At 62.5% G+C, this 5,435-nt stretch carries 4 protein-coding genes; 1 reads left to right on the top strand and 3 read right to left on the bottom strand.

The window, feature by feature from the left end; translation table 11 throughout:
- The first annotated feature begins 212 nt into the window (after positions 1 to 212).
- Positions 213 to 812: a nucleotide exchange factor GrpE gene (gene grpE, locus Q7U29_RS03695; RefSeq protein ID WP_304738566.1), complete on the top strand. Its 600-nt coding sequence runs from the start codon at positions 213 to 215 to the stop codon at positions 810 to 812.
- A 91-nt stretch (positions 813 to 903) separates the two neighbouring features.
- On the opposite strand, the gene Q7U29_RS03690 is transcribed toward grpE, so the two are convergent.
- From Q7U29_RS03690 to Q7U29_RS03680, 3 genes are all read right to left on the bottom strand, one after another.
- On the bottom strand, positions 904 to 2,994 hold the full coding sequence (locus Q7U29_RS03690; RefSeq protein ID WP_304738563.1) for a hypothetical protein: 2,091 nt from the start codon (positions 2,992 to 2,994) through the stop codon (positions 904 to 906).
- A gap of 473 nt (positions 2,995 to 3,467) precedes the next feature.
- The gene (locus Q7U29_RS03685) at positions 3,468 to 3,704 is read right to left on the bottom strand and encodes a VOC family protein (RefSeq protein WP_370691689.1); all 237 of its coding nucleotides are present in this window, start codon (positions 3,702 to 3,704) and stop codon (positions 3,468 to 3,470) included.
- A gap of 429 nt (positions 3,705 to 4,133) precedes the next feature.
- On the bottom strand, positions 4,134 to 5,069 hold the full coding sequence (locus Q7U29_RS03680) for a hypothetical protein (protein WP_304738560.1): 936 nt from the start codon (positions 5,067 to 5,069) through the stop codon (positions 4,134 to 4,136).
- Positions 5,070 to 5,435 lie beyond the last annotated feature (366 nt).

Below are 5,435 nucleotides of genomic sequence, written 5' to 3'. Positions count from 1 at the left end.
CGTTCTCGGCGTGATCGGGCCGACCCGCCTCAACTATGCCCGCGTGATCCCGACGGTGGACTATGCGGCGCGCATCGTCAGCCGGATGCTGGGCGGCTGATCCGGGCCAAATCGGGTTGTGGTGCTTGATTTTCCCCGCCTAAAGCACGATATCCGGGCCAGCAAATCCCCCATTGCCCCGGTTCCAAGCGGTTTTTTCGAGAAGGCAAGCCATGACTGATCCCAACTGGCAGAAGGACAATCCGGCCGATCCGGCGAAGGCCGCCGAGCCCGTGGTTTCCAAGCCATACATCATGCCCGACGATCCCGAGGAAGGCTCAGTCGAAGCCCTGACCAGGGAAATCGCCGAAACCCGCGACAAGATGCTGCGCACGCTGGCGGAAATGGAAAACCTGCGCAAGCGCACCGCGAAGGAAGTGGCCGACGCGCGCGCCTATGGCATCACCGGCTTTGCCCGCGACGTGCTCGATATTGCCGACAATCTGCAGCGTGCGCTCGATGCGGTCCCGGCCGAGGCCAAGGCCAACGCCGATCCCGGCCTGAAGTCGCTGATCGAGGGTGTCGAGCTGACCGAACGCTCGCTGCTCAACACGCTGGAGAAAAACGGCGTCAAGAAATTCGACCCCGCGGGCGAGAAGTTCGATCCGAATTTCCAGCAGGCGATGTACGAGGTCCCCGACACGTCGGTGCCGGCGGGCACCGTGGTGCAGGTCGTGCAGGCCGGCTACACCATCGGCGAGCGCGTGCTGCGCCCGGCGCTGGTCGCGGTGTCGAAGGGCGGCGCGAAGGCGGCGGCGGGCGAACAATCCTGAGAAGGGCGCGTCGGCTTCATCTCACCTTTGGCCAGTGCGTGCCAAAACCCCGGAGATTGCCTTCGGGATTGCTGCAGGGCGAAGTCGCGGGTCAACCCAGAAACTCGCGAAGCTTGGCCACGACGCCGCGGTCGACCCAATAATTCGTGTGCCCATTCGGGACAACAGGAAATTCGCGGGGCCAGTCGCCCTTGCCGATGTGTGTTCCGACGAAATCGTCGATACGGAAGATATTCAGCCAATCGCGTAGCAGGCCACCCTTTGTTGGATCCACCGGATTCGCCTTTTTCAGATGCGGGCGGTTCGCGACCGACGGAAACGAGGACGGGAAATAGTGGCCGTAGAGATGGGTATAGGGCGAGCCCATCGTTACCAGCCCGATGCCGCCACTGTCGGCGGGTAGCCCCTTCAGCCAGTCCTTGCCCCTGATGTCGATGAGATCGATTGCAATCATCGTTCCCTGGGAATGCGACACGATGTCGAGCCGGTCAGGCTTCTCGTCGCGGATCAGGGTTCGAATGAGCACGTCGAGCCGGTCGTGGATACGACGACGGAGCCAGTAGCCGCGCGGACTTTCCTTGAATGGAAGGTTAACTTTGTTCTCGAAGAACAATCCTTCCAGCCAGGTTTGCCGCGGCGGCTCGTTGCTCTTGTAGGGATCGCCGGCACGGCCGGACATCCAGGAACCGTTGTTCAGATAGGCCAGCACATCGGCGAGAATGCCAAGCCCGGCGGCAAATTCCGCCCTCAGCGAATAGACGAGCAACGAACCGACGGCCAGAATTACGAAGATGATCGCGATCGTCCAGTCTTCCAGCACCGCCTTCATCTTGCCGACCCAGCCGACGTCGGATGAAAAAGCGACGAGAGCGAAAGTCGCAAAAACCAGCGGCAGGAAGATGCTCAGCGCCGTCAGCATCCTCGATGCGACAAGCAATCTATAGCGGTTGGCATATTCGTCGGCACTTGCCCCGCTATTGTCCATATAGAACGAGGGCTCTGCAAATTCGCCTCGCGTAAGTTCCGACTTGCGACGTAAAACCAAAAACGCCGCCACAGCGAGCCAGACAAGCACGATGACTGCGGCACCGATTGCAACTAATCCCGCCGCGACAGCTTCCGTTTTGAGACCGAGGTTGTAAGAAGGCAATTTGAGAACGGCGGCCCATAACGCCGCAATCAGGAGAAACCAGAGCAGGGACATCAGGCCGAGCGCCGGGACGATCAGATTCGGCGCCTGCGGCTTGTTGCGCCGGATAAACCCGAGAACCCAAACCAGGAGTACTTGGAAGAACACCACGAGCCATGCCACGGACATGAGTGCGAGCATGCGCCAGCCAATGCCAAGCAGGCCGGGATAGGTGAGTTTGAAGTCATCGAGACGCATTCCGGTCTCGAGCTTGACCAGCAAGCTTTCGATGGGTGCCACGACATTGCGGAAGCCGAACAGCTCCGGCGATCCGAGCAGGAGAAATGCTACGCCGCACAGGGCAATCCAGGTGAACAGGTGCCGGTAAAGAAAAGCGCCGCGGCCTTGCCGTAGCACGAAATATCCAGCGGCAATGGCGGCCAGCCCGACCGCGGCGATTTGCACACGCAATAGAATCACAGCCGCCGGCTTGTCCAGAACGAACGCCTCCGCCCCCCACACGGCAAAAGGCACGACCTGCAGCACCGCTGCAAACAGAAGCCCCAGCAGCATCACGATGTTCAGCGCAATGATGGGTCCATGAATTGTCAGCGCGGCGCCGCGCGCGAACCGGCCGATCCAGCGATCCTCGCAATTGTTACCGGGATAGACGTCCTTCGCGTTCTCGCGAATCGCATGCGACAGACCCATTGCTACCTTGAAATAGGCGAGCACGACGTCCACGATACCCGATCCGAATGCCGTGACGTCGCCCCAGAAGAAGTCGGCGATGACACGCTCTTCTTTCACGGTTCCCTTGTCTTTTTCATAGGAACGGTAGCGCCGCACGCGCGCCGGAAACGTGCTTGCTTTGCCCGACGAGTCGTAGGTTTCGGATTCAAGCAGCACAAAATCGTCGCTGGAGTGCGGCGGCAAACGCGTCTTTTCGTTCTTGCCATCGTCATCCTGCAGCGCCGCCGCAAGCAAATCGGAACTCACTCCTGCCTGTTTCACGCCCACGCCGTGGACGACTATGATGACCTGCTTGGCCATGAATGCTTCCCCCACCTGATGTTTTCGATGCGTCGTCGCCGACGCTTGCCTCCGCCCGGTGCGGAAAGGCCCTGCAATGATTTGCGCTGCAGAAAAATGTCCTGACGGAGGTCTGCATGCGACCATGCACCCTATAGTAGAATAGCATTTTTGGGAAGCTCTCCCTGCATGGTGCTTCGACACCAGGCGCAGCGGAACTTGTCGCCTCGAGGGAGCCTGTCGACGGTCATTTCGCGACAGGCCGTCTCGACCGCGTGCTGCGGGCGGCGCTGGTCGCGATTTCAAAGGGTGGCGCGAAGGCGGCACCTGGCGCCGACGAGCAAGCTTGAGGCGGTTCAGCGCGTGTGCTTCATCCTTCGAGACGCATCGCTTCGCGATGCTCCTGAGGACCGACTACTCCCTCACGGTGAGTAGCGCGGCGCCGCCGCGCGTCTCGAACCGTCGGGCACGCTGATCGCTCAGGCCGAAGAAAACTACCCCGCCTCCGGCTTCTCGGTCACCTTCGGCCAGTAGGTGCCAAAACTCCAGAGATTGCCTTCCGGGTCGCGGCAGGCGAAATCGCGGCTGCCGTAGTCGGTGTTGTGCAGCTCCATCTCGATCCTGGCGCCGGAGGCCTTCACCCTGGCGTGCAGCGCGTCGGGATCGGTGACGGCGACGTGGAGGTGGCGCCGAGGCGCTCGCGCGTGTGCCGTCGCTGCCGAGCACGTCATCGATATCGATCATGCGCGCGGCGAGATCGACCATCGCGCTGCCGAAAAACCTGAAAGCGCCGAGCGGGGTAAAGTCCACCTGCACACATTCGGCGCCGCCGTCGGATTCGATGTAGACGGCACCCGCATACAGCCCCGCCGCAAAACTGCGCTGGCGGCCGGTAGCATCGGGCTCGCGCCCGAGCGCGATCGTGAACGGCGTGCCGAAACTGATGATCAGCGGCACCGTCAGCGGAGCCGCCTCGCGCTGCGAAAACCGGCCACCCGCCATCTCGCGGTAGCCGGACATGACTGAAATCAGGCCGGCGGTTCGTTGCGACGGCGGGCGGCGAACCATCTCGAACGCGACTGGAGCGACGGGATCCGACATGCGGCATCTCCCAGTAAAGATACGCCGTCGCCAGACGAATCCGGGCAGATCGCGCAGCTTCAGCGCGGCTGGATGCCGTCGCGCACGGCGCGGAAGCGCGGGAATGCCTTGGCCCATTCCTCGCGCGGCGCGCTGCCGATGATGCGCAGCGAACTCTGGCCGCCGAAGCGCAGCCACTGCACCACGGTGACGGGGGTGTTGTCCTTGCCGCTCACCGCGTCGATGCGGGTTTCATAGCCCGGCATGCCGTCGATGCGCAGCGGCTCCGACATCGTGATCCGGGCTTCGCGCACGCCGGGAATGGTGGTCGCGGCCTGCTGGGCAAACCGGCCGCGATCCTCCGGCTGGGTCGGCGTCGCCCCGACAAGGCCGACCACCATGAAGGGCGCCGCCTCGAAACCCTTGGCCTCGTCGCTGTCGGCGATGACGATGGCCCCGCCAACCGCCAGCGTGCGGACATTCTTGAAACCGCTCAATTCGCCGACCTTGAAGGGCATCTGGGCAAGCTGCTCCTCGACCGGAACTTCCTTGCGGACCGCCGCCGAGGCAAACATCTGCCGGATGGCATCGTCGGTATAGATTTTGGAAGCATTTTCCGGAACCTGCACGGCGATGTAGCCGGAGAAGGCGCCGCCCGGCAGGATCATCGAATAGCGCCGCACATTGGTCGCGCCATCCTTGCCGGTTTCGATGGTGTAGTAGGCAAGGCCGGCCGCGGTCTCGATGCTCTCCGGCTTGACGCCGCCGACGCCCGCCGGACTGTTCTTGAAGGCATTCATGACCTCGGTGTAGGCGTCGGCCGGAAGCTCCGCCATCAACACCTTGACGCCCTTATCCTCGGTCTCGAATCCGACGAAGGCTTTGGCGCGGTTGAGCCCGACCAGCGGCGTGACGCCGATCCTGACGCCCGGCGGAAAAACCGGGTCGGCAGCAAGCGCGGGGGTTGCGGCTGATATCAGCAGGGCAACCGCGAAGATCGATCGGATGAGCATCATGAAACGTCTACTGGGTTTGCATTGAGGCCGTTCAATGGTCGGCCGGTGCGACCCTTTGCCGGGCCTCGAACGATCAGCTTTTAGCGGTTTTGACCGTCCGGCAACAGGGAGGGCCGCGATTCCGTTCCCGGTCAACGGCCGAAATCACGCTTTCCGCCCCGGCCCTCGCGGCCCGGCGGCTGCCATGGCCGCACAACCCGGCCCGGTCGGCCTGACACGCGGGAAGACACAATCTTCCAAAGGCCAGTCTTTTCAGCCCTCAAGGTTGCGTACGGTCCTTGCAGGCCCCACCCCCCCTCCTATATGAGGCTCACCGTCGCAATATCGCGAGGAATTGATCGTTTGGGGGTTTGGATTGGTGTGCCG

This window comes from Bradyrhizobium sp. (assembly GCF_030654605.1).
GTDB lineage: Bacteria > Pseudomonadota > Alphaproteobacteria > Rhizobiales > Xanthobacteraceae > Bradyrhizobium.
Note: the sequence above shows the minus strand (reverse complement) of the source record. Positions and strands in the feature narration are given on the sequence as shown.